General features: G+C 50.5%; 1 protein-coding gene. It reads right to left on the reverse strand.

Annotated elements, in window-relative coordinates; genetic code table 11:
• Positions 1–115 precede the first annotated feature (115 nt).
• A protein-coding gene (locus KH813_RS06690) for an IS3 family transposase (RefSeq protein ID WP_089503791.1) occupies positions 116–1227 on the reverse strand; the annotation gives its coding sequence in 2 pieces (ribosomal slippage) (positions 116–975 and positions 975–1227; 1113 coding nt in all).
• Between the last annotated feature and the right edge of the window lie 178 nt (positions 1228–1405).

A 1405-nucleotide genomic window follows, 5' to 3' on the forward strand; every position in this document is an offset into this window, starting at 1 on the left:
GATGTTGATCCGACTGAGTTCTTTATCTGACATGGTCACAAGCATCCTGATGTCTCCATGGCCTGAGGATTGGATCCTTTATGCCAGAAAAAGTGACATTGTAAGCGCACCCGTTTTAGTTCCACGCACTTTTTGAGATTTCCGGGGTTTCAGCCATCAGCCGGTATTCTTCCGGCGTCAGGTTATTCAGGGATTCGTGGGGGCGCTCGCCGTTATATTCAGCCAGCCAGCGCTCTGTAATTTCCCGTGCTTCATTCAGTGTTCTGAACAGATAAAAATCCAGTATTTCTGTTCTGTATGTCCGGTTGAACCGTTCGATAAAGGCATTCTGCGTTGGCTTGCCGGGCCTGATAAACTCCAGCATCACACCATGCTCTTCTGCCCATTGTGCCAGCGTCAGCGAGACCAGTTCCGGACCGTTATCCATCCGCATCTTTAGCGGATATCCGCGGTTTGCCACGATCCTGTCCAGCACTCTTACGACCCGCTGCGCCGGGATATTCAGGTCAATTTCGATCGCCAGTGCTTCGCGGTTAAAATCATCCACCACGTTGAAGGTCCGGAAGCGTCTGCCGCACACCAGCGCATCGTGCATAAAATCGATGGACCAGCTCTGGTTCATCGCCTCTGGCGTCACCAGCGGAACCGGATTGCGCACTGGCAGGCGCTGTTTTCCCTTACGGCGAAAATTCAGTTTCAGCAGGCAGTAAATCCGGTGAACGCGCTTATGGTTCCAGCTTTTGCCCTGCCTGCGCAGCACCTGAAAAAGCTTTTTAAATCCGTATCGCGGATAGCGTTCAGCCGCCACGGTCAGCGCCATAATGACTGGCTCATCACGTTGCGTATCCGGCTGATAACGAAATACCGTCCTGCTCAGCGACAATATCCTGCATGCCTGACGTAAGCTCATGGCAAACTGCGCGGTCAGATAGCTGACCAGCTCACGCTTTATCGCTGGTTTTAAAGCTTTTTTTCAATAACGTCTTTCAATGCGCGGCACTCGAGGCTCAGGTCCGCAAACATCTGTTTCAACCGGCGGTTTTCATCTTCGAGGTCCTTCATCTTTTTGATATCAGAGGCTTCCATACCGCCGAACTTCGCTTTCCAGTTGTAGTACGAGGCCTCAGAAATCCCGGCTTCGCGGCACACATCTTTGACGGTGCGTCCGGCTTCGACGGACTTCAGAACGGCGATGATCTGGTGTTCGGTGAATCGGGCTTTGCGCATGGCGATCTCCTCCAGGAACATAATCAGTATGCAGGAAGATCTCTAAATGTGAATGGTCCGCTTTACCGGGATGCTTACAACATCACTAAATGGGTTAAAAGTGACATCAGAATATTGGAGTTACAGCATTGGTGCGCTTAATGCGTTTTATGTTAAATATCAATTAGTTACATTTATA

Source organism: Negativicoccus succinicivorans (assembly GCF_018373335.1).
Classification (GTDB): Bacteria; Bacillota; Negativicutes; order Veillonellales; family Negativicoccaceae; genus Negativicoccus; species Negativicoccus succinicivorans_A.